Here is a 23,509-nt window from a genome sequence, read left to right as displayed (position 1 = left end):
AGATCGGGGCGAGGGGTGTGTTCGGCGGAGGTCGGTGCAGTCAGCGGAGGACGCCGAGCCGGTGCGCGGTCGCGGCGGCCGCCGTCCGGCTGTGGGCGCCGAGCTTGGCCAGGATGTTCGAGACGTGCACGCTGGCCGTCTTCTCGCTGATGAACAGCTCCCGGGCGATGTCGCGGTTGCTGTCGCCGGAGGCGACCAGCGAGAGCACCTGCAGTTCGCGGGGGGTGAGCCGGGGGAGCCGGGGGGTGGGGACGCCGTTCGGCACCCCGATCCGCGCCGGCGAGGGGCCGGACAGCTCCTCGGCGTAGCGGCCGAGGATGTGCCGGCGCTCGCCGGGCAGCAGTTGGGCGTACGCGGCCTCGTGCAGGAGAGCGTGCCGGAACCGGTAGTCCTCGCCGTTCCCGCTCGGGACGAGCACCTGCGCGTCGACGGCCTCGTGCAGCGCCGCGAACAGGGCCTCGGCCGGGAGACCCGCGGCGGCGGCCAGCAGCCGGTGGTCCACCCGCCGTCCGGCGGCCGCGGCCACGCGGACCACGTGGCGCGCCCGGCAGCCCAGCGTGTCCAGCCGGGCCAGCATCAGGTCGGCGAGGGTGTCGGGCAACGGGCAGCGCGGGTCGGCCCGGTCGCCGGCCCGGGCCGCCGCGAGCAGCTCCAGCGCGTAGCAGGGGTTGCCCTCCGACCGCTCCCAGCACGCCGTCTCCAGTGCGTCGTCGATCGCCCCGCCGGCCGCGTCGGCGAGCAGGACGGCGAGATCGTCCCGGCACAGGGGGGCCAGGTCGATCCGGGTGACGCCGGCGTCCCCGGTCAGCCCGGCCACGTAGGGCCGCAGGTCGGCCGTGCCCGGCAGCTTCTCGCTGCACCAGGTGATCAGCAGGAGGGTGCGGGTGGCCCGGAGGTTCGAGACGAGGAAGGCCAGCAGGTCCAGCATGGACCGGTCGGCCAGGTGCACGTCCTCGACGGCGAGGACCACCGGCTCGACCCGGCCGAGCCGCTCGAGCCGGGTCACCAGCCGGTCGAAGACCTCGGCCCGCGAGCGGTGCAGCAGGTCGGTGGGGGCGAGCACGTCCGCCCCGTCGTCGGGGAGGTCACGGAACGCCTCGCGCAGCGGGGCGAAGGGCACCGGCGGCTCGCTGCCGTCGTAGCAGGTGCCCAGCAGCGCCGTCGCCGGCCGGGGCAGGTGGTCGAGGAACTCGTGCAGCAGCCGCGTCCTGCCGCAACCGGCGTCCCCGCCGATGGTCACCGCCGTGGCGTGGCCGGCCGAGGCCGTCGCCAGCCGCTCGCCCAGCAGGGTGAGCTCGGAGGTGCGGCCGACGAGGCGTGGCCGGCGAAGGCGCTCGTCCACGAGGGTCAGGGTAGGGCGCGGGGGTCGCCGGCGGTGCCGTCCGCGGCGTCGTTGCGGTACCGGGAGTACCCGCCCGGCGTGTCCGGATCGGGCAAGGAGCATGTGCGGCCGATGGAGGCGACGCAGGCGGACGGCGGTCGCCGAGGGCGCGGCGGGTTACCGGCGGGTAGCCCCTCCCGAGCGCCGCGCCGCGCACGGTGAGAGACTTCCCCGCGATCACCGTCGTGAGGAGATGGCAGCGTGGCCAGGGAACTGAACGAGGTCGGCGTCGTGGGGCTGGGCACCATGGGTGCCGGCATCACCGAGGTGCTCGCCCGGGCGGGCCTGCGGGTGACCGCCGTCGAGGTGAACGACGAGGCGCTGGCCCGCGGTCGCGGCCACCTCGAGCACTCGACCGACCGGGCCGTGAGCCGCGGCAAGCTCGAGGCCGCCGAGCGGGACGAGATCTTCGAGCGGATCCGCTTCAGCACCTCGCTGGAGGACCTCGCCTCGGCCGAGCTGGTCATCGAGGCCATCCCGGAGCGGATGGAGCTGAAGGCCGAGATCTTCGCGGCGCTGGACAAGATCTGCCCCCCGGACACCATCCTCGCGACGAACACGTCGAGCCTGTCGGTGACCGAGCTGTCGGTCGTCACCGGCCGGCCGAGCAAGGTGATCGGGATGCACTTCTTCAACCCCGCACCGGTCATGAAGCTGGTCGAGGTCGTGCAGACCGTCGTCACGGAGCCGGAGGTCGTCGCCGACGTCGAGGCGCTCGCCGAGCGGCTGGGCAAGGTCGACGTCACCATCGGCGACCGCGCGGGCTTCATCGCCAACGCGCTGCTGTTCGGCTACCTCAACCACGCCGTCTCGATGTTCGAGAACCGCTACGCCTCGCGCGAGGACATCGACGCCGCGATGCGGCTGGGCTGCGGCCTGCCCATGGGCCCGCTGGCGCTGATGGACCTCATCGGCATCGACACCGCCTACGAGATCCTCGACACGATGTACAAGCAGTCGCGCAACCGGCTGCACGCACCGAGCCCGATCATCAAGCAGATGATGACCGCGGGGCTGCTGGGCCGGAAGTCGGGCCGGGGCTTCTACACCTACGCCGAGCGCGACTCGGCCCAGGTGGTGCCCGACGCCGCGACGCCGTCGGCCGAGGGGGCCACCGCGGGGGCCCGCGCGGTGTCGACCGTGGGCGTCGTCGGCTCCGGCACGATGGCGACCGGGATCATCGAGGTCTTCGCCAAGGGCGGCTACGACGTCCGCTTCGTCGCCCGCGCGCCGGAGAAGGTCGAAGCGGTGCAGAAGGCGCTGGCCAAGTCGCTGGAGAAGCAGGTGCAGCGCGGCCGGCTCGAGGAGTTCGCCCGCGACGAGGTGCTCGCGCGCGTCAGCGGCACGACGTCGCTGGACGAGCTCGCCGACCGTGACCTCATCGTCGAGGCCGTCGTCGAGTCGCTGCCGGTCAAGGAGGCGCTGTTCGCCAACCTCGGCGAGCTCGCCAAGCCCGGTGCCGTGCTCGCCACCACGACGTCGAGCCTGCCGGTGATCGAGTGCGCCAAGGCCAGCGGCCGCCCCGCCGACGTGGTGGGGATGCACTTCTTCAACCCGGCCCAGGTGATGAAGCTGGTGGAGGTCGTCTCCACGATCTCCACCGCGCCCGACGTGGCCGCCACCGCGCACGCGGTCTCGCTCGCGCTCGGCAAGCACCCGGTGAGCTGCACCGACCGCGCCGGGTTCATCGTCAACGCGCTGTTGTTCCCGTACCTCAACGACGCGGTGAAGATGCTGGAGGCGCACTACGCCACCGCCGACGACATCGACGCCGCCATGAAGGTCGGCTGCGGCTACCCGATGGGGCCCTTCGAGCTCCTCGACGTCGTGGGTCTGGACGTGTCGCTGGCGATCGAGCGGGAGCTCTACATCGAGTTCCGGGAGCCCGGGTTCGCCCCCGCGCCACTGCTCGAGCACCTGGTCACCGCCGGCTACCTGGGCCGCAAGACCGGCCGCGGATTCCGCGACTACGCCAGCCGCTGAGTGCCCCGGCGCCGCCCCCGCCCCGCAGCCCGACCGGCCGCACCCCGGCCCGAGCGGGTCGAGGAGGCCGCAGACGGCGACTGGGTGGTCCGTGCTCTCACCGGTTCGGCGACGTCGAAGCCCTACCGGTGCCCGGGCTGCGACCAGGAGATCCGGCCGGCGACGCCGCACCTGGTGACCTGGCCCGCGTACGCCCGGGACTCCGACCTCGAGCCGTGGGACACCGCGTCGGCCGCTGACCAGCGCCGGCACTGGCACACGGCCTGCTGGCAGGCGCGCGACCGCCGTAAGTAGCGCTCAGACCGCCGTCGCGAAGACGACGACGTTGTCGAGGTAGCTCCCGGCCGCGCGGTCGAACTCGCCGCCGCAGGTGACCAGCCGCAGCTCGGGGCCCGGTGTGGGCCCGTAGACGGCGGCGGTCGGGAACGCGTCCTTGGCGACCCGCTCGACGCGCGTGACGGTGAACCGGGCTACCGACCCGTCGGCCCGCTCGACGGCGATCCCGTCGCCGGGGAGCAGGGTGCCCAGGCGGGAGAACACCGCCGGCGCGCCGGCCCAGTCGACGTGCCCCGCGACGACGGCCGGGCCGTTCCCGCCCGGGGTCGGCCCACCGGCGAACCACCCCGCGCGGGCCGGATCGCGGGGGGCCGCCAGGCCCCCCGTCGCGTCGATGCCCACGGGGCCGAGCGCTGCGTCGACCCCGGCCGCGGGGACGAGGAGCCGCACCGGGGCGGGCAGGTCCGGAGCCAGCGGCTCGGGGGCGGCCGCCGCGGCCAGGGTCACCGGGCGCGCTGCGGGCGTCGGCGCGGGGAGGACGGGCACGAGTGCGACCGCCAGGGCCACGACAGCCGGGAGGGCACCGAGCGCCCGGACCCGGCCGAGGGCCAGGAGCCCGGCGACGGCGACGACGGCCAGCACGGCCGGAGCGGGAACCGGGACGGGCCCGCCGCCCGCGTCGACGCCGCCGGAGGGGATCGCGGCCGCGCCGGTCGCGTCCACGACCGCCCGCACCTGCGGCACGCCGCCGGGCCCGTCGAGGACGACCAGGGTGACCACGGAGCCGGCCGGGAGATCGACCGACACGTCGCCCGCCGTCCCGGCGAGCGTGGCCGGCCCGGCAGGGACGGCGATGTAGCGACCTGCCTCGGGGAAGCGCAGGCCCTCGGCCGGCGTCGTGCCGTCGGGCAGGACGACGCTGAGCGGTTCGATGCCCGCGGCGGCCGCGATCACCCGGACCCGCGCCGTCCCCGGCGGCGGGACGGAGAGGTCGTCGGTCAGCACCGTCAGCGCCAGGTCGGAGAAGAGCCCGGTCAGCCCCACCGTGTGCGCCGAGCCGGCGGCCAGGTCGACCCGTACCGACAGCGCCGGCGGGGTGTCCGGCGGGCTATCGGCGGGCCGCACACTGACCGCATAGCTGCCGGGCGCCAGCGAGGTGTACTCGCCGACGTCGCCGTAGGCCGACCCCGAGGTCATGTCGGGGCCGGGGTCGGTGATCGGGCCGCCGCCGGGAGGCACCGGGGTCACGGCTACGTCGACGGCGGGGGAGTCAGGGGAGAGGTGCGCGATCCGGAGCCGGGCCGGCTCCGCGGCGCTCGCGGGCCATCCGGTGCCGGCGAGCAGCGCGACGACGAGGACCCCGAGCAGCAGGGCTGCCCGGGGTCCTCGTCGTCGCGCTGGGTTCAGTGCCGTCCCTGGCTCGACGGCTGGTCGATCGCCTGGGTGGACGGACCGCCGACCGGGGCGGGGGAGGCGCCGGTGGCCGTCGAGCCCGTCGTGCCCGGCCGAGGGGGCATGGGCAGCTGGCGCGTGGCCGGCGCGTGCGGGGTCGGGGACGGCCGGCGGGCCGGGGTCTCCGCGGCGGGGGCCGGCGCGGCCTGCTCGGCGGGCTGGACGGCCGGCTGCACCGTGGTCGCCGGCGCGCTGGCGGGGGCCTGCTGGGCCTGCTGGGCCGCCGGGGCAGCGGGTGCAGCCGGGGCAGGAGTGCTCTTCGGCTCGGCCGGCGCCTGCGGCCGGTCGCTGAGGTCGGGCAGCCCGGTGAGGAGCTGGCGCACCTGCTGCAGGCGGCTGGTGAGCTCGTCGCGCACGTCGCGGATCGCCTCCGCCTTCGCCTCGGCCTCGGCGACGAGCTGTGCGGCGTGCTGCTCGGCCGCGGCGATGCGCTGCCGGGCGGCCTGCGTGGAGACGCGCTCGCGCTCCTCCTCGACCCGGGCGGCCTCGGCGCGGCGAGCGCGCTGGGCGATGTCGAAGTCCTCCTCGACCTTGGCGCGGCGGGCCTGCGACTCCGCGTCGAGGCGGGCAACCCGCTCCTGCGCCTTGGCCACGAGCTCGTCGGCCCGGATCTGCGCCTTCTGGGCGATCTGCTCGGCGTTCTGCCGCGCCTCGGCGAGCATCCGCTCCACCTCGGCCTGGCCGGCGGCGTGCCGCTCGAGCAGCGCGCGCTCCTCGGCCGCGGTCTGCTCGCGCACCGCCATCGCGTCGGCCTCGGCGGCGCGGCGGATCTCCGCCGCCTCTTCCTCGGCCAGCTGCAGCATGTGCTGGATGCGCTCGCTGATGTTCTCGAAGGTGGGCTGGGCCGCGCTGGCCGCCTTCCGCCGCAGCGACTCGATCTCGCCGTGCATCGCCGAGAGCTGGCTGGCCATCTCCGCCGAGCGGGCGGCGGCCGCGTCGCGGTCGGCGAGGGCGATGCGGAAGTCGGCCTCGAGCCGTTCGATCGTGTCCGCGACCTGACTGCGGTCGTACCCCCGTAGGACCACGTCGAACGAGTGCTGAGCCTCGTGCATCGAGAGCGGATCGTGGCGGGGGTCGGTCATGCGCTCATCCTCGCAGAAGGGAAATCGCTCGTCCGCGTGTCGGCGGGCAACCCGTCACAGTCGTCCCGGCCGTCCCGTCCGCCACGCACCGGGCAGCCCCCGGCTCCCCGAGTATCCCCCGGCGGCCGGTGCGCGGGGCAAGGCCCGCCGGGGGAGTCGGGGTGGCCGGTTCTCAGTGGCCGCGGAATCGGTTGATCGCGTCGAGGTGCTTCTCGCGCTTGGCCTGGTCGCGGACGCCGAGGCCCTCCTCGGGGGCCAGGGTGAGCACGCCGACCTTGCCCTGGTGCGCGTTGTGGTGGACGTCGTAGGCGGCCTGCCCGACGTCGGCCATCGAGTAGACCTTCGACAGCGTCGGGTGGATCAGGCCCTTGTCGATCAGCCGGTTGGCCTCCCACGCCTCCTTGTAGTTGGCGAAGTGGCTGCCGATGATCCGCTTGAGGTTCATCCAGAGGTAGCGGTTGTCGTACTGGTGCATGTAGCCGCTGGTCGAGGCACAGGTGACGATCGTGCCGCCCTTCTTGGCGACGTAGACGCTGGCGCCGAAGGTCTCCCGCCCGGGGTGCTCGAAGACGATGTCGACGTCGTCGCCGCCGGTGAGCTCGCGGATCTTCTTGCCCAGGCGCTGCCACTCCTTGGGGTCCTGGGTGTTCTCGTCCTTCCAGAACTGGTAGCCCTCGGCGGAGCGGTCGATGACCAGGTCGGCGCCCATCGAGCGGACGATCTCGGCCTTCTCCGGGCTGCTCACCATGCAGACCGGGATGGCGCCGCCGTTCAGCGCCATCTGGGTCGCGTAGGAGCCCAGGCCGCCCGAGGCGCCCCAGATCAGGACGACGTCGCCCTGCTTCATGTTGGCGCCGTTGTGGCTGACCAGCTGCCGGTAGGCGGTGGAGTTGACCAGCCCGGGGGCCGCCGCCTCCTCCCAGGTGAGGTGGCCCGGCTTGGGCATGAGCTGGTTGCTCTTCACCAGGGCGAGCTCGGCCAGGCCGCCGAAGTTCGTCTCGAAGCCCCAGATGCGCTGCTGGGGGTCCATCATCGTGTCGTCGTGGCCGGCCGGGTCCTCGAGCTCGACCGACAGGCAGTGCGCGACGACCTCGTCGCCGGGCTTCCACTTGTTCACGCCCGGGCCCACCCGCAGGACGACGCCGGCGAGGTCGGAGCCGACCACGTGGTAGGGCAGGTCGTGCCGCTTGGTGAGCTCCGACAGGCGCCCGTAGCGCTCCAGGAACCCGAAGGTCGAGACGGGCTCGAAGATCGACGTCCAGACGGTGTTGTAGTTCACCGACGACGCCATCACAGCCACGATCGCCTCACCCGGGCCCAGCTCGGGGGTGGCGACGTCCTCGACGTGCAGCGACTTGCGCGGGTCCTTCTCCTTGGTGGGCAGGCCCTCGAACATGTCCTGCTCGTCCTTGCGCACGAGGACGGCCTGGTAGGACTCCGGCACGTCCAGTCCGCCGACGGCATCGAGCTGGTCGGCGAGGATGGCGTCCCTGATCTCGTTCACGCGTACTCCCGGGTCTTCGTCGGCTCGGAGGGCGGTGCAATCGGCGCGGATGTTACCCGTGGGTAACAGGTACCGCGAGTCCGGGACTCAGTGCGCGGTCGCCGCGGGCTGGACCAGCTCGACCAGCACGCCGCCGGCGTCCTTCGGGTGCACGAAGTTGACCCGGCTGTCGGCCGTGCCCCGCTTGGGGGTGTCGTAGAGCAGGCGCAGCCCGCGCTCGCGGAGCGTGGCGCTGACCGCTTCGACGTCGGCTACCCGGAATGCGAGCTGCTGGAGGCCCGGCCCGGAGCGGCCGATGAACTTGGCGATGGTCGACTCCGGCGTGAGCGGCGCGAGCAGCTGGATGCGCGTCTCGCCGTCGCCGACGGCGAGCATCGCCTCGCGGACGCCCTGTTCCTCGTTGGTCTCCTCGTGCACCGACTGCACGCCGAAGGCCTGGGCGTAGAAGGCGATCGCCTCGTCGAGGTCGGGGACGGCGATGCCCACGTGGTCGATCGTGGTGAACAGGTCCGCGGGGAGGCCGGTGCTGGCGTTCTCGGTCACGGCCGCATCCTGCCGCTCCAGCCGGTCGGCGGCACGCCGGACCGCGCGCGGGTGATCGGCCCGCGTGATCAGGACCACGTCTCCCCGGTGCCGGGCGGGGTACCGCCGTCCTATCCTTCCCGCAAGGACCTATCCGAGATCGTGTGCCCGCACCAGCCGGTTCCCGGTCCGGCCCGACTACGGGGTCGCCAACGGCGGCGGCCCGGCACTGGAGGCAGCATGTCCCGCTCGGTCATCGTCAGCGGCGCCCGCACCCCGATGGGCCGGCTCCTCGGTTCGCTGAAGGACTTCTCGGCCGCCGACCTCGGCGGCGTCGCGATCAAGGCGGCGCTGGAGCGCGCCGGCATCTCCGGCGACCAGGTCGACTACGTGATCATGGGCCAGGTCATCCAGGCCGGCGCCGGGCAGAACCCGGCCCGGCCGGCCGCGGTCGCGGGCGGCATCCCGATGTCGGTCCCCTCGTTCACGCTGAACAAGGTCTGCCTGTCGGGCATCGACGCGATCGCGCTGGCCGACCAGCTCATCCGCGCCGGCGAGTTCGAGATCGTCGTCGCCGGTGGCATGGAGTCGATGACCCAGGCCCCGCACCTGCTCGCCAACTCGCGCACCGGCACCAAGTACGGCGACACGAAGCTGATCGACTCCATGGCCCACGACGGGCTCTCGGACACCTTCGACCAGGTCGCCATGGGCACGCTCACCGAGCAGGCCAACAGCCGCTACGACCTGACCCGCGAGGAGCAGGACGCCTTCGCCGCCGGCTCGCACCAGAAGGCGGCCGCCGCGCAGAAGAACGGCCTGTTCGACGACGAGATCACCCCGGTGCTGATCCCGCAGCGCAAGGGCGAGCCGATCGAGTTCCGCGAGGACGAGGGCATCCGCGCCGACACCACGACCGAGAGCCTGTCGAAGCTCAAGCCGGCGTTCGCGAAGGACGGCACCATCACCGCCGGTACCGCGTCGCAGATCTCCGACGGCGCCTGCGCGGTCGTCGTCATGAGCGCGGAGAAGGCCGCCGAGCTGGGGCTCACCCCGCTCGCCGAGATCGGCGCGCACGGCGTCGTCGCCGGGCCCGACGCCTCGCTCCAGAGCCAGCCGTCGCGGGCCATCGCGAAGGCGTGCGAGCGCGAGGGCATCGACCCGAAGGATCTCGACCTCGTCGAGCTCAACGAGGCCTTCGCCGCCGTCGGCATCGTCTCCACCCGCGAGCTCGACATCGACCCCGAGAAGGTCAACGTCAACGGCGGTGCGATCGCGCTGGGCCACCCGGTCGGCATGAGCGGCGCGCGCATCGTGCTGCACCTGGCCCTCGAGCTGGGCCGCCGTGGTGGCGGCGTCGGTGCGGCCGCGCTGTGCGGTGGCGGCGGTCAGGGCGACGCGCTCGTCCTGCACGTCCCCGCTCGTTGAGCGAGGGCACCGCGGTCCAGACGGCCACCGCACCTGCGACCGGGCGCCGAGGCAGGCGCGCCGCCGACGTCCCCGCGCTGGTCGAGCGCGCCCGCGAGGGTGACGCACGGTCGGTCGCCCGGCTGATCTCGCTGGTCGAGGATGCCAGCCCGGCGCTGCGCGAGGTCGCGGCCGCGCTGTCGCCGCACACCGGTCACGCCCAGGTCCTGGGCCTGACGGGGTCGCCCGGCGTCGGCAAGTCGACGACGACGACGGCGATCGTGCGGGCCCTGCGCCAGGCCGGCAAGCGGGTCGGCGTCCTCGCCGTCGACCCGTCGTCGCCGTTCTCCGGGGGCGCGCTGCTCGGCGACCGCGTGCGCATGCAGGACCACGCCGGTGACAGCGGGGTCTACATCCGCTCGATGGCCTCCCGCGGGCACCTCGGAGGGCTCGCCTGGGCCACGCCGCAGGCGCTGCGGGTGCTCGACGCCGCCGGGTGCGACGTGGTGCTGATCGAGACGGTCGGCGTCGGTCAGTCCGAGCTGGAGATCGCGTCGCTGGCCGACACCACGCTGGTGCTCGTCGCGCCCGGGATGGGCGACGGCATCCAGGCGGCCAAGGCCGGGATCCTCGAGGTCGCCGACGTCTTCGTCGTCAACAAGGCCGACCGCGACGGCGCCGACCAGACCGTGCGCGACCTGCGCTACATGCTGTCCCTCGGGGGGCGGCACTCCGAGGCCGGGCACTGGCGGCCGCCGATCTGCAAGACCGTCGCCTCCCGGGAGACCGACAGCGGCATCGAGGCGGTGCTGGAGAAGGTCGAGGAGCACCGGCAGTGGCTGGAGTCCTCGGGCGAGGGCCACCGGCGGCGGGCCGAGCGGGCCGAGCGCGAGATCGAGGCGATCGCGGTGGCCAGCCTGCGCGGGCGGATGGGCGACGTGCACGGCTCGGCGGCCCTGGCCTCGCTCGCCGCGAAGGTCGTCGCGGGGGACACCGATCCCTATCGCGCGGCGGACGAGCTGCTCGCCGAGCTCTGAACGGGCAGGCGCGCCCCCGCGCGGCGAGGATGGGCGGGTGAGCGGGCTGTGGCACTGAACGGCAAGCCGGACGCGGTCGTCGTCGGATCGGGCCCGAACGGGCTGGCGGCCGCCCTGCGGCTGTCGGCCGCCGGGCTGCGGGTCCAGGTGGTCGAGCGCGCGGACCGGCCCGGCGGCGGCATGCGGACCGAGGAGCTGACCCGGCCCGGCTACCGCCACGACGTCTGCTCGACCGTGCAGCCGATGGCCGCGGCCGCGCCGTTCTTCCGCGAGTTCGACCTGCCCAGCCGCGGCGTGCGGCTCGTGCAGCCCGAGATCTGCTACGCCCACCCGCTCGACGGCGGCCGCGCGGCGGTCTCCCAGCGCTCGCTGGAGGCGACCGCCGCGGGCCTCGGCCCCGACGCGGCCGCCTACCGGCGGTTGTTCGAGCCGCTGGTCGAGCACGGGGACGACGTCATCGACTTCTTCCTCACGTCGCAGTTGCGCCGGCCGCCGACGAAGAGCGTCCTCCAGGTGACCCAGTTCGCGCTCAATGCGCTGCCGAACGTGCGCTGGCTGGCCCGCCGGTACTTCGACACCCAGGAGGGGCAGGCGCTGCTCGCCGGTGCCGCCGCGCACGGGATGCTCGACCTGTCCCGGCCGCTCACGGCCGGCCTCGGGATGATCCTCGGCATGCTCGCCCACCACGTGGGCTGGCCGCTGGTGGAGGGCGGCTCGCAGGCGCTGGCCGACGCGATGGTGCGGGCGCTGGAGGAACAGGGCGGCGAGCTGGTCACCGGCCACGAGGTGACCGACCTGCGGGAGTTCGACGGCGTGCCGGCGGTCCTGCTCGACACGACGCCCCGCGCGTTCGTGGCGATGGCCGGCGACCGGGTCAACGAGGGCTACCGCCGCTGGGTGGCGCGCTACAAGCACGGCCCCGGGGTGTTCAAGATCGACTGGGTGCTCTCCGAACCGGTGCCCTGGACGAACTCCGACGTCCGCCGCGCCGGCACCCTCCACCTGGCCGGCACGCTCGAGGAGACCCTCGCCGGGGAGGCCGCCCCGGCGGCGGGCCGGCTCACCGACAAGCCCTACGTCCTCGCCGTCCAGCCGACCGTCGCCGACCCCACGCGGGCGCCCGAGGGCGGGCACGTCTTCTGGGCGTACGTGCACGTCCCGCACGGCTCCGACGCCGACATGACCGAGGCGATCGAGAACCAGGTCGAGCGGTTCGCGCCGGGCTTCCGCGACACCGTCGTCGAGCGGGTGACGAAGAACGCCGTGCAGATGGAGCAGTGGAACCCCAACCACGTCGGCGGCGACATCTCCAACGGGGAGGCGTCCTTCCGGCAGATGCTCGCGCGGCCGGTGCCCCGCTGGAACACGTACCGGACGCCGGCCCGCGGGGTGTACCTCGCCTCGGCGGCGACCCCGCCGGGGCCCGCGGTGCACGGCCAGTGCGGCGACAACGCCGCGCGGGTGGCGCTGCGCGACGTGTTCGGCGTCCGGGAGGCCCCGCCGCTCAAGCCGGCCCTGGGCTGAGCAGGCCGCGGGATCGCCGATATGCGCAAGCCTGCGGTTCTGGAGGCCGCAGAACCGCAGGGGTGCGCATCGAGGCGCGATCCGGGGCTGAAGCCGGGTCGCGGCAGCCTGTGGACAGCGCCCGCGCGCCCCGGCCGGTGGCGGCACAGTGCCGGGGTGACTCGACTTCCCACCCGGCCGACGCAGCTGCGTGGCAAGGTCTTCCGTGGATCTCAGCAAGTCGCGCTGGGCCGGCTCACCCCGGCGCAGCTGCGCAGTTCGGCCTGGCGGCGGCTGTTCCCCGACGTGTACGCCTGCTCGTCGTTGCCGGTCACCCACCTGCGGCGGGCGCGAGCCGTGGGGGCACTGCTGCTCCCGGGTGCGGTGCTCAGTGGGCGGAGCGCCGCGGTGCTGTGGGGCGTCGACCTGGCCGGTTCCGACGACGCGGTCGAGTGCACGCTGGCCGCGGACAGGCGAGCCGGGGCGGTGCGTGGCGTCCAGGTGACCCGCCGTCGCCTGCCGGAGGAGGACGTGGTGCGGCGGAACGGCGTGCTGGTCACCTCTCCGTTGCGGACGGCGCTGGACCTCGCCCGCATCCAGCCGCCCGACGAGGCAGTGGTCGCTGTCGACCAGTTCCTGCGCTCGCGCCTGCTCACCCTCCACCAGCTGCGCGCGGCGGCCGCGGCGATCACCGGGCCGGACTGCCGCTCGATCCGCCGGGCGGTCGAGCGTGCGGACGGGCTGGCGGGGTCGCCGCAGGAGACCCGGCTGCGTTTGCTGCTGCACCGGTCGTCGCTGCCCCGTCCGGTCGCCCAGTACGAGGTCCGTGACGGCCGACAGTTCCTCGCCGCGGTCGATTTCGGCTGGCCCGAGCAGAAGGTGGCGGTCGAGTACGACGGCGTCTGGCACGGCGAGGTGCAGCAGGTCGGGAAGGACCGTCGGCGGCTGAACCGGCTGACCGCGGCCGGTTGGACGGTGATCTTCGTGACCGCGGCCGATCTCCGCCACCCAGTTGCCGTGATCGCCCGCATCGCTGCGGCCCTGCGCGCGCCGCGATACGCATGAGCGCGGTTCTGGGGCACCCATGACCGCGCTCGTGCGCATCTCGGTGGTGGCGCACCGCCGAACGGGTGTCGGGCGTCCCGGTAGCGTTTCGCGCATGGTGCGACCGCTGGGGCTGCCCTTCGACCCGATCGAGAGGGCCGCGGAGACCTGGGAACAGCGCTTCGGCCCCGCCTCGGCGATGCGCGCGGCGACCTCGGTCTTCCGGGTCCAGCAGATCCTGCTGGCGCGCTTCGACGAGGTGCTCAAGCCGCTCGGGCTGACGTTCGCCCGCTACGAGGTGCTCGTGCTGCTCACGTTCAGCCGCACCGGTGAGCTCCCGCTGAAGGTGATCGGCAGCCGGCTGATGGTCCACCCGACCAGCGTCACCAATGCGATCGACCGGCTGGCCACGGCCGGCTACGTCGCCCGCCGGCCGAATCCGGCCGACGGTCGTGGCGTCCTGGCCGCGATCACCGCCGACGGGCGCGCCGTCGTGGAGACCGCGACTCTGGCGCTGACCGATCTCGACTTCGGCCTGGGTGACCTGCCGGAGGCGGAGCGGGGCCAGTTGTTCGACGTCCTCAAGCGGGTGCGGCTCGGCGCGGGGGACGTGGCCGGCGTGGAGGTCGACGCCAGATAGTTGGACGTCCTACTATCTGGCCATGGGTGACGACGCACGGCAGCGGTGGCAGCAGCGGTTCGATGCGGCGCTGGCCGCCGGCAAGGTGCGCGACGTCGACTACACGACGCTCTCGGGCGTCGAGGTCCAGCCCGTCTACGGCCCGGCCGACGAGGACGCGGTCGAGGGCTTCGAGCGGATCGGCTACCCGGGCGAGTTCCCGTTCACCCGGGGCCTGCACGCCAGCGGCTACCGCGGCCGGCTGTGGACCATCCGGCAGTTCGCCGGCTTCGGCAACGCCCAGCAGACCAACGAGCGCTACAAGATGATCCTCGCCGAGGGTGGTGGCGGCCTGTCTGTCGCCTTCGACATGCCCACCCTCATGGGTCGTGACTCCGACGACCCACGCAGCCTCGGCGAGGTCGGCCACTGCGGCGTCGCGATCGACTCCGCCGCCGACATGGACGTGCTCTTCGACGGCATCGACCTGGGCGGCACGACGACGTCGATGACGATCAGCGGCCCCGCCGTCCCGGTGTTCTGCATGTACCTGGTCGCCGCCGAGCGCCAGGGCGTCGACGTCGGCACGCTCAACGGCACCCTGCAGACCGACATCTTCAAGGAGTACATCGCGCAGAAGGAGTGGCTGTTCGCTCCCGAGCCGCACCTGCGCCTGATCGGCGACCTCATGGAGTACTGCGCCGAGCACATCCCCGCGTACAAGCCGATCAGCGTCTCCGGGTACCACATCCGCGAGGCCGGCTCGACGGCCGCGCAGGAGCTCGCCTTCACCCTGGCCGACGGGTTCGCGTACGTGGAGCTCGGGCTCTCCCGCGGCCTGGACATCGAGCAGTTCGCCCCCGGCCTGTCGTTCTTCTTCGACTCCCACCTGGACTTCTTCGAGGAGATCGCCAAGTTCCGGGCCGCCCGCCGGATCTGGGCCCGCTGGCTGCGCGACGTGTACGGCGCGCAGACCGAGAAGGCCCAGCAGTTGCGGTTCCACACCCAGACCGCGGGCGTCAGCCTCACCGCCCAGCAGCCGGACAACAACATCGTCCGGACGGCGGTCGAGGCCCTCGCGGCCATCCTCGGCGGCACCCAGTCCCTGCACACCAACGCCCTCGACGAGGTGCTCGCGCTGCCCAGCGCCAAGGCCGCCCAGATCGCCCTGCGCACCCAGCAGGTCATCGCCGAGGAGACCGGGGTCGCCAACGTCGCCGACCCGCTCGGCGGCTCCTGGTACGTCGAGGCGCTCACCGACGACATCGAGCGCCAGGCCGAGGAGATCTTCGCCCGCATCAAGGACATGGGCACCGACGGGAGCATGACCAGCGGCATCCTGCGCGGTATCGAGGACGGGTGGTTCACCGGCGAGATCGCCGAGGCCGCATTCGTCTACCAGCGCGCGCTCGAGAAGGGCGACAAGAAGGTCGTCGGGGTCAACACCCTCACCGGCTCGGTCGAGGCCCACGACAAGCTCGACATCCTCCGGGTCAGCCACCAGGTCGAGCTCGACCAGAAGGCGGAGCTCGCCGAGCGCCGGAACGCCCGGGACGACGAGGCCGCCCGCGCTGCCGTGCAACGGATGGTCGAGGTCGGCCGCACCGAGCAGAACATGGTCCCGGCGATGCTCGACGCGGTCCGGGCCGAGGCCACGCTGGGCGAGATCTGCGACGCGCTGCGCGCCGAGTGGGGCAGCTACACCGAGCCCGCCCGCTTCTGACGACCCGGAACGAGGACGTCCGGACGGTGTGACCCCGCGCACGTAACTCGTCAGTAACTTCGTCGTTCCCACGACAAAGCTCCCTGCTCCGGTGGAGGTCTGTCGTGCGCCGATCCGTTCCTGTCCTGCTCACGAGCGCGGTCGTCATCGCCGGCCTGGCGGCGCCCGCGGGCGCCAGCCCTGACGGGAGCGCGGGGGAGTACGGCGACTACGGCGGCGTCCTCAACATCCTGCCGCCGGGGCAGTCGGGCTCGATCAACGTCGCCGAGGCCGCGGCCGCGCAGGCGGGGAGCCCCCCGGAGAACTTCGACGATCAGCTCGAGATGTACGACGCCCTCAACCACGCCGACCTCGGCGCGCTCACCGAGGGTGACCTCAGCAGCTACTACAAGGACGCGCCGCTGACGCTGAGCGACGCCGACGCGGTCACCGTCGACCGGCCCAAGGACGGCGTGACGATCCGCTGGGACGACTTCGGCGTGCCCTACATCGAGGGCGCCACCCGCGAGGACGCCGCGTTCGGCTCGGGCTACGCCGGCACGAAGGACCGCATGTTCCTGATGGACCTGCTCCGGCACGTCGGCGCGGCCCGGGCGGCGGAGTTCCTCGGCCCCTCCGAGGCCAACGTGGCCATGGACCAGGAGCAGCTGCGGGCGGCGTACTACACCGAGGAGGAGGCCGCGGCGCAGATCGAGCAGGCGGCCGAGCGGTTCGGCGAGGAGGGCGTGCGCCTGGTCGCGGCGCTGGACGCCTACCTGGCCGGCATCAACGCCGCGCAGGAGGAGATGTGCCCCGGCCTCGTCGTCGGGCCCGACTGCCCCGTCGAGTACGCCGCGCTGGGCCGCGCCCCGGAGCCGTGGGACCGGGCCGACGTCGTCTACGTCGCCTCGCTCGTCGGCGGCATCTTCGGCAAGGGCGGCGGCGCCGAGTTCGAGAACGCCCGGCTGCTGCAGCAGCTCGAGGCCCAGTTCGGTCCGGAGGAGGCCCGGCGGGTCTTCGACGACCTCCGGCTCGCCGACGACCCGCAGGCGCCGACGACTGCCAGCACCCCGGCGCCCTACGGTGGCGGCCCGGTCGACCCCACGCTGCCCGGCGTCGCGCTGCCCGACCTGGACGGCCCGACGGCACCCGGGACCGGCGCGGACGCGGGCTCCGGGGGCATCCCCTCGCCGACCGACGCCGCGTTGCAGGGGGGCCTCGGTGAGCGGCCGATGGTGGTCGACGGCCCGTACGGCCCCATCGACCTCGGTGCGGTGCCCGACATGATGAGCAACGCGGCGCTGGTGGCCGGCGACCGCACCGAGGACGGTCACCCGCGGGTGGTGTTCGGCCCGCAGACCGGCTACTTCGCGCCGCAGCTGCTCACCGAGCAGGCCGTCGTCGCCCCGGGCATCCGGGCCCGCGGGGTCTCCTTCGCCGGCACCAGCCTCGTCGTCCAGCTCGGGCGCGGGGTCGACTACGCCTGGTCGGCGACCAGTGCCGGCAGCGACCTGGTCGACACCGTCGTGGAGCGGCTCTGCGAGCCCGGCGGCGGGGAGGCCACCGTCGAGTCCGAGGGCTACCTCGTCGGTGACGAGTGCGTGCCCATGGACCGCGACGTGCACGAGGAACTCGCGACGCCGACCGCCGCGACGCCCGGTCTCCCGCAGCAGTACAGCTTCCTGGTGCTGCGCACCGGACACGGCATCGTCCAGCTGCGCACCACCGTGGACGGCGCGCCGGTGGCGATCGTCACCCAGCGCAGCACCTACGGCCGGGAGCTCGACTCCGCGCTCGGCTTCGAGCGCCTGGGCAACCCGGACTTCGTCAGCGACGCAGACGGGTTCCGCGACGCCACGGCCGCCATCGACTACACGTTCAACTGGTTCTACGTCGACGACACCGACATCGCCTACTACTCCTCGGGCCGCCTGCCGCTGCGCCCGGCCGGGGTCGACCCGCACCTGCCGCGGTGGGGTGACGCCGCCTACGACTGGCAGGGCTGGCTGGCGGTCGAGGACCACCCGCAGCAGGTCAACCCGCCCTCGGGCTACCTGGTGTCGTGGAACAACAAGCAGGCCCCGGAGTTCGGCGCCGCCGACGACCAGTGGGGCTACGGGCCGGTGCACCGCAGCGAGGCGCTCTCCGACCGGCTCGCGGTGCTCGCCGACCGCGGCGGGGTGACGACGACGGACCTCGTGGTCGCCGTCCAGGACGCCGCCACCGTCGACTCGCGCGCCTTCTACACCCTGCCGTCGCTGCTGGAGGTGATCGGGGACGACCCCGCGCTCGCCGAGGCCACCACGCTGCTGCGCGGCTGGGCCGACCGCGGCGCTCACCGGCTCGACCAGGACCGGGACGGCGCGTACGAGGAGCAGGCGGCCATCGCGCTGTTCGACGCGTGGTGGGAGCCCGTCGCCCAGGACCTGCTGCGCGGCACGCTGGGAGACCTGGTCGCCGAGATCCCGCAGCGGCTCGACGACCACCCGCGCCAGGGCCTGGGTTCGGCGTGGAACGGCGTCGCCTGGTACGGCTACGTGGTCAAGGACCTCGACCGCGTGCGTGGCACCGACCCGGGCGCCTGGTCGCAGGCCTACTGCGGCGGCGGCGACCTCGCGGCCTGCCAGGCCGACCTGCGCACGTCCCTGCAGGCCGCCGTCGACCGGGTGCTCGCCGAGCAGGGCGTCGCGTCGGTGTCGGAGCTGACCTACGACAAGCACATCGACGACATCCGGGCGACGACGGCCGGCGTGGTCGGCGTGCGCGCCATCGACTGGCAGAACCGCCCGACGTTCCAGCAGGTGGTGGCCTTCACGGACGGGCGCTCATGAGCGAAGTGGGATGATCGGTCCCATGCAGCCCACTCGTCCCGCACGTCCCGATCCGCGGGCGCAGGCGCAGCAGGCCCAGATGGCCGCTGCCATGGCCGGCGCCGTCGACCTCGCCGCCGTGAAGGCGCGGTCCGAGGCCGCGCAGCGCGCCCAGTCCGCCCCGCCGCCCGACGCCTCTGCCCCGGTGGGCGCGCCGGGAGCGGCGGTCGTCGACGTCAGTGAGGCGACGTTCCAGGCTGAGGTGCTCGACCGGTCCTTCCAGGTGCCGGTCGTGCTCGACCTGTGGGCCGAGTGGTGCGGGCCGTGCAAGCAGCTCTCACCGGTGCTGGAGCGGCTGGCCGCCGAGGGCGGCGGCTCGTGGGTGCTCGCCAAGGTCGACGTCGACGCCAACCCGGCGCTGGCCCAGGGCCTGCGGGTGCAGGGGATCCCGGCGGTCAAGGCCGTCTGGCAGGGCCAGCTCGTGGCCGAGTTCACCGGCGCCATCCCGGAGGAGCAGGCGCGGCAGTTCGTCACCGAGCTGGTCAACGCCACGACCGGTGGCGCGGTGCCCGCGGGGGCCGGCGACGAGCCGGCCGTGGCGGAGGACCCGCGACTGGACGAGGCCGAGGCTGCGCTCGAGCGGGGCGACCTGGCGGCCGCGGAGGCCGCCTACCAGGCGATCCTCGACGCCGAGCCCGACCACCCCGAGGCCGGGCTCGCGCTCAAGCAGGTGCAGCTCTTCCGGCGGGCCGAGGAGGCGGGGCCCGACGCGCTCGCCGCCGCCGACGTGGCGCCCGACGACGTCGCGGCGCAGACCCGGGCCGCCGACTTCCTGCTCGGCACCGGCAACATCGAGGCGGCGTTCGACCGGCTGCTCGACGTCGTCCAGCGCACGGCGGGGGAGGACCGCGACCGGGCGCGCACCCACCTCGTGGAGCTGTTCTCGATCGTCGGCGACGCCGATCCGCGTGTCAGCGCCGCCCGGCGCAAGCTCGCCACCGCGCTGTACTGATCGGGAGGGGGCCGCGCGCCGCGGCCCCCTCCCGGTTCAGACCCCGATGTCGCAGGCGCTGCCGCCCTGCAGGAACCCGTTGCGGAACTGACCCACCAGCTCGAAGCCCGACGCGTCGACGTTCGGGAACACCTTCGGGTCGATGCCGTACTGGAGCAGGAAGATGACGGCCTCGTCGACGTCACCGGGGCTCAGCACCACCTCGAGCGTGTCCTGGAACGCGCCGTTGTACCACTGCGCCGTGTACCAGCCGCTCAGGCAGACGGCGGACCGGGTGGCGGCCCCGTCGTCGTCCGAGAGCCCGGCCTGGTCGCGGGCGGCGAGCGCGTAGGGCAGCGAGATCGCCGTCCCGACGGCGAAGTCGCCGATGTCGTAGGCCGGCTCGGCCAGTTCGGTCTCGTCGTAGTACACCGTCGAGTCCGACTGGCAGTAACCTAGGTCGCGGTCCTCGTTGCCCATGTCACCGCACTGCGGCGCGGTCGTGTCGAAGGCCTGAACCGTCGGGGCCTGGAACTCCGAGCCGAAGGCGGCCGGGAAGAACGAGTCGTAGAACGCCGGCAGCGTCTGGGTGATCCAGTCGACGATGTCCGCGTAGGGCGCGTTGCCCTCGTTGTCGTACTCCTCGGGGTCGAAGGACTCCGCGGTGAACAGGCGGTCGTCGCCGAAGCTGTCGCGGCACGAGGCCACGCCGCCGTCGAAGCCGGCGTAGAAGCCGGAGACGCGGTCGAAGTACGAGCCGTGCGCCGAGTCGTCGTTCGGGTCGCTGCCGACCGGGTCGCGCAGCAGCAGGAACCCGCGGATGACGTCGTCGAGCTCCGGCACGCGGATGGACACGTGCTCGGCGTTCCCGTCGGCCACCCACCGCGTCCAGGCGCCGGCGAGGCAGTCGGCCTGCGTCTCGACGATGATCTGCGCGGCGTCCAGCCCGTCGAAGCGGAACTGGATGGCGTGGCCGATCTCGTGCGCCATGACGACCGGGCCGAGGAAGCGGCCGTAGTCGGTCGAGAGCTCCTCGATCAGCGCCCGGTCGTAGGCGATCAGGTCGCACCCGCCGTAGAAGAAGGCGTTGCCGGCGACGGCGTCCGGCGGGATCGGGTCGCCCGCGCAGCCGATGCCCGTCTGCGGGTAGGCCGAGGAATCGATGTTGTTCGAGTCGACGGAAAAGTAGCCGCCCTGGAGTGGCTGGTACTCCTCGCCGAAGAAGTCGGGGTACGCCTGTGTCCAGAACGTGTCGAGGTCGGCGAGGGCGTTGCGGGCGAACTGGTCGATCTCGCTGTCGCTGACCCCCGTGATGGGGAACTCTTCAGCGGAGACGTCGACCGGCTCGCCCGGGCCGGGCGATGCCGTGCCGACGACCGTGGTGGAACAACCGGCGAGCAGCATGCCCACGGCGAGCGTGGGCAGCGTGCGGCGCAGGACCTGCCTCATGGGGGCTCGTCACCTTGTCTGCGGGAAGGCCGGACGAACCGGCACGATCAGGAGCCGGGACAGAATGCCTGGTCCGAACCAGTTCCGGGAGGATCCGCCGCGCCGTGCCGCCCGATCGTGCCCCTCGCGGGCCTTCCGTCAGCCCTCGTGCAGGAACCAGACGGTGCCGAGCGGTGGGGCGGCCACGGTCGCCGAGTACGGCTGCCCGTGCCACGGCTCCTCCACCGCCTCGACCCCGCCGAGGTTGCCCACACCGGAGCCGCCGTAGCCCTCGAAGTCGGTGTTGAGGACCTCGCGCCAGTGCCCTGCGCGGGGCAGGCCGATCCGGTACTCGTGGTGCGGGGTGCCGGAGAAGTTGACGACGCAGGCCAGTGCCGAGCCCACGATGCCCTCTCCGGCGGCCTTGCCGTACCGGAGGAAGGACAGCACGTTGCCCGAGGCGTCGTTGGCGTCGATCCACTGGAAACCGGCCGGGTCCACGTCGAGCGACCAGAGCGCGTCGAGCTCCCGGTAGCGGTTGTTGAGGTCGGTGACCAGCTGCAGGATCCCGCGGTGCGCCGGGTCCTCGAGGTGCCACCAGTCCAGCGACCGGCTCTCGGCCCACTCGGCGTCCTGCCCGAACTCCGCGCCCATGAACAGCAGCTGCTTGCCGGGGTGGGCCCACATGTAGGCCAGGTAGGCCCGCAGGTTGGCCAGCTGTTGCCACCGGTCACCCGGCATCTTCCGCAGCAGCGAGCCCTTGCCGTAGACGACCTCGTCGTGGCTGATCGGCAGCACGTAGTTCTCGGAGTAGGCGTACATCATCGAGAACGTCAGCTGACCGTGGTGGTAGCTGCGGTGGACCGGCGCCCGCTGCATGTAGCCCAGCGAGTCGTGCATCCAGCCCATGTTCCACTTGAAGCCGAAGCCCAGGCCGCCCAGGTGCGTCTGCCGGGTGACGCCCGGCCAGGCCGTCGACTCCTCGGCGATGGTGACCACGCCGGGGACCTCGCGGTACACTGTGGCGTTCATCTCCTGCAGGAAGGCGACCGCCTCCAGGTTCTCCCGCCCGCCGTGGATGTTGGGCTCCCATTCGTCACGGGAGTAGTCCAGGTAGAGCATCGAGGCCACGGCGTCGACGCGGATCCCGTCGACGTGGAACTCCTTGCACCAGTACAGGGCGTTGGCCACGAGGAAGTTGCGCACCTCGGAGCGGCCGAAGTCGAAGACGTACGTGCCCCAGTCCAGCTGCTCGCCGCGCCGCGGGTCGGCGTGCTCGTACAGCGGGGTGCCGTCGAAGCGGGCGAGCGCCCACTCGTCCTTGGGGAAGTGGGCGGGCACCCAGTCGACGATGACGCCGATGCCGGCCTGGTGGGCGCGGTCGATGAGGTAGCGCAGGTCGTCGGGCGTGCCGAAGCGGGACGTCGGCGCGTAGTAGGAGGTGACCTGGTATCCCCACGATCCCCCGAAGGGGTGCTCGGCCAGCGGCATGAACTCGATGTGGGTGAAGCCGGCGGCCACCACGTAGTCGATGAGCTCGTCGGCCATCTCGCGGTAGGACAGCCCCTGCCGCCACGAGCCGGCGTGCACCTCGTAGATGCTCATGGGCCGCTCGTGCCAGCCGGCCTCGGCCCGCTCGGCCAGCCAGGCGTCGTCGGCCCACTCGTACACCGACTCGGTCACCACCGAGGCGTTGAGCGGCGGCACCTCGGTCGCGAACGCGAGCGGGTCGGACTTCTCCCGCCACGAGCCGTCGCGGCCGAGGACGTGGTAGCGGTACCGGCTGCCGACCTGGACGCCGGGGATGAAGATCTCCCACACCCCCGAGGACCCGAGGGACCGCATCGGGTAGGCGCGCGCCTCCCAGTAGTCGAAGTCGCCGGTGACCTTCACGCCCTGGGCATTCGGCGCCCACACCGCGAACGAGACGCCCTCTACCGTGCCGCGGGAGGTGTCGTACCGGCGGACGTGCGAGCCGAGCACATCCCACAGCCGCTCGTGCCGGCCCTCGCCGATCAGGTGCTGGTCGAGCTCGCCGAGCGTCGGCATCCAGCGGTAGGGGTCGTCGACGGTGTGGCTGGTCGTGCCGCCCTGGCCGTCGCCGTAGGTGACGTCGATCCGGTAGTCACCCGGCTGCTGGGGGAGGTGCGCCTCGTAGATGCCCCCGCCGTGCAGCTGGCGCGCCTCGTACCGGGAGCCGTCCTGGTCGACGACGGCGACGCTCACGGCGTCGGGCCGCAGCGTGCGCACGACCCAGCCCTCGCCCGTGCGGTGGGTGCCCAGGACCGCGTGCGGGTCGTGCGACCAGCCCTCGACGACGGCGCGCAGCTCGTCCCCGCTGGCCTCTCGGACGGTCTCCGACGGTGCCGAGTGCCCGGACGGGGCGTTCACGGGTGCGCCGGTGCCGTCGCCGGGTTCGGCGATCGGCGCGGGGGCGACGACGGGCTGGGGAGTGACCGTGGGCTCGGGCGTGGCCGTGGGCTGGGGTGTGGCCTTCTTCGCGGGTGTCCGCTTGGCCGGTGCCTTCGCCGCCGGGGCCTTGGTGGCGGCCTTCTTCGCCGCCGGCGCCTTCTTGGCCGCTGCCTTGCGCGTGCGCTTGGCGGGAGGCTCGGCGTTGACCACCGGCTCGGTGCCGGCCGCTGCGGCGGCCGCCTCGACCTTCTGCTCCACGGCTCGCTGCAGGTCTTCCTTGTCGTCGGGGGTCATCGTCTCGCCGTCCTCTGCGTGCTCGTGTGCCTGCTCGGATACCGGGTCGGTCGGGTGGCGGC

General features: G+C 73.3%; 17 protein-coding genes. 10 read left to right on the top strand and 7 right to left on the bottom strand.

What is annotated here, in order from left to right; genetic code table 11:
- Positions 1-40: 40 nt before the first annotated feature.
- Positions 41-1,342 carry a helix-turn-helix transcriptional regulator gene (locus ABD644_RS15820; protein WP_344689914.1) on the bottom strand — a complete coding sequence of 434 codons (1,302 nt, stop codon included), beginning with the start codon at positions 1,340-1,342 and terminating at the stop codon, positions 41-43.
- Between the two features lie 240 nt (positions 1,343-1,582).
- Between ABD644_RS15820 and ABD644_RS15815 the strand changes: the two genes are divergently transcribed.
- Together ABD644_RS15815 and ABD644_RS15810 are read left to right on the top strand one after the other, a co-directional pair.
- Positions 1,583-3,364 (top strand): 3-hydroxyacyl-CoA dehydrogenase family protein, encoded by a 1,782-nt coding sequence (locus tag ABD644_RS15815; protein WP_344689913.1) that lies wholly within the window; start codon positions 1,583-1,585, stop codon positions 3,362-3,364.
- Entirely contained in the window at positions 3,365-3,658 is a 294-nt protein-coding gene (locus ABD644_RS15810) for a hypothetical protein (RefSeq protein WP_344689912.1), read from the top strand.
- A 3-nt stretch (positions 3,659-3,661) separates the two neighbouring features.
- Here the strand turns inward: ABD644_RS15810 and ABD644_RS15805 are convergent, their stop codons facing one another.
- The 4 genes from ABD644_RS15805 to mce all read right to left on the bottom strand — a co-directional run bounded on the left by ABD644_RS15805 (position 3,662) and on the right by mce (position 8,221).
- Positions 3,662-4,930: a class F sortase gene (locus tag ABD644_RS15805; protein ID WP_344690009.1), complete on the bottom strand. Its 1,269-nt coding sequence runs from the start codon at positions 4,928-4,930 to the stop codon at positions 3,662-3,664.
- A gap of 113 nt (positions 4,931-5,043) precedes the next feature.
- On the bottom strand, positions 5,044-6,174 hold the full coding sequence (locus ABD644_RS15800; RefSeq protein ID WP_344689911.1) for a hypothetical protein: 1,131 nt from the start codon (positions 6,172-6,174) through the stop codon (positions 5,044-5,046).
- A 172-nt stretch (positions 6,175-6,346) separates the two neighbouring features.
- A complete protein-coding gene (gene ccrA, locus ABD644_RS15795; protein ID WP_344689910.1) occupies positions 6,347-7,678 on the bottom strand; it encodes a crotonyl-CoA carboxylase/reductase in 1,332 nt (443 codons plus the stop codon).
- 87 nt (positions 7,679-7,765) lie between these two features.
- Positions 7,766-8,221 carry a methylmalonyl-CoA epimerase gene (mce, locus tag ABD644_RS15790; protein ID WP_344689909.1) on the bottom strand — a complete coding sequence of 152 codons (456 nt, stop codon included), beginning with the start codon at positions 8,219-8,221 and terminating at the stop codon, positions 7,766-7,768.
- Between the two features lie 219 nt (positions 8,222-8,440).
- Here mce and ABD644_RS15785 point away from each other — a divergent pair, with 219 nt between their 5' ends.
- From ABD644_RS15785 to ABD644_RS15750, 8 genes are all read left to right on the top strand, one after another.
- Positions 8,441-9,628 carry an acetyl-CoA C-acetyltransferase gene (locus tag ABD644_RS15785; protein ID WP_344689908.1) on the top strand — a complete coding sequence of 396 codons (1,188 nt, stop codon included), beginning with the start codon at positions 8,441-8,443 and terminating at the stop codon, positions 9,626-9,628.
- Positions 9,625-10,644 (top strand): methylmalonyl Co-A mutase-associated GTPase MeaB, encoded by a 1,020-nt coding sequence (gene meaB, locus ABD644_RS15780; RefSeq protein WP_344689907.1) that lies wholly within the window; start codon positions 9,625-9,627, stop codon positions 10,642-10,644. Before ABD644_RS15785 ends, meaB begins: the two co-directional genes overlap by 4 nt.
- 48 nt (positions 10,645-10,692) lie before the next feature.
- A complete protein-coding gene (locus ABD644_RS15775; RefSeq protein ID WP_344689906.1) occupies positions 10,693-12,168 on the top strand; it encodes a phytoene desaturase family protein in 1,476 nt (491 codons plus the stop codon).
- Between the two features lie 156 nt (positions 12,169-12,324).
- Positions 12,325-13,212 carry a DUF559 domain-containing protein gene (locus ABD644_RS15770; RefSeq protein WP_344689905.1) on the top strand — a complete coding sequence of 296 codons (888 nt, stop codon included), beginning with the start codon at positions 12,325-12,327 and terminating at the stop codon, positions 13,210-13,212.
- A gap of 94 nt (positions 13,213-13,306) precedes the next feature.
- Entirely contained in the window at positions 13,307-13,831 is a 525-nt protein-coding gene (locus tag ABD644_RS15765) for a MarR family winged helix-turn-helix transcriptional regulator (RefSeq protein ID WP_344689904.1), read from the top strand.
- Between the two features lie 22 nt (positions 13,832-13,853).
- The gene (gene icmA, locus ABD644_RS15760; RefSeq protein WP_344689903.1) at positions 13,854-15,533 is read left to right on the top strand and encodes a coenzyme B12-dependent isobutyryl-CoA mutase large subunit; all 1,680 of its coding nucleotides are present in this window, start codon (positions 13,854-13,856) and stop codon (positions 15,531-15,533) included.
- A gap of 104 nt (positions 15,534-15,637) precedes the next feature.
- Positions 15,638-18,343, top strand: a complete 2,706-nt coding sequence (locus ABD644_RS15755) for a penicillin acylase family protein (protein WP_344689902.1) — start codon at positions 15,638-15,640, stop codon at positions 18,341-18,343.
- 22 nt (positions 18,344-18,365) lie between these two features.
- Positions 18,366-19,334: a tetratricopeptide repeat protein gene (locus tag ABD644_RS15750; RefSeq protein WP_344689901.1), complete on the top strand. Its 969-nt coding sequence runs from the start codon at positions 18,366-18,368 to the stop codon at positions 19,332-19,334.
- Positions 19,335-19,370: 36 nt separating this feature from the next.
- Here ABD644_RS15750 and ABD644_RS15745 read toward each other — a convergent pair whose 3' ends face one another.
- Together ABD644_RS15745 and glgB are read right to left on the bottom strand one after the other, a co-directional pair.
- The gene (locus ABD644_RS15745) at positions 19,371-20,762 is read right to left on the bottom strand and encodes a neutral zinc metallopeptidase (RefSeq protein ID WP_344689900.1); all 1,392 of its coding nucleotides are present in this window, start codon (positions 20,760-20,762) and stop codon (positions 19,371-19,373) included.
- Between the two features lie 138 nt (positions 20,763-20,900).
- On the bottom strand, positions 20,901-23,447 hold the full coding sequence (gene glgB, locus ABD644_RS15740; protein ID WP_344689899.1) for a 1,4-alpha-glucan branching protein GlgB: 2,547 nt from the start codon (positions 23,445-23,447) through the stop codon (positions 20,901-20,903).
- Positions 23,448-23,509: the final 62 nt, after the last annotated feature.

The organism is Blastococcus jejuensis (assembly GCF_039534705.1).
Lineage (GTDB): Bacteria > Actinomycetota > Actinomycetes > Mycobacteriales > Geodermatophilaceae > Blastococcus_B > Blastococcus_B jejuensis.
This window is presented reverse-complemented; position numbering and strand designations above follow the sequence as displayed.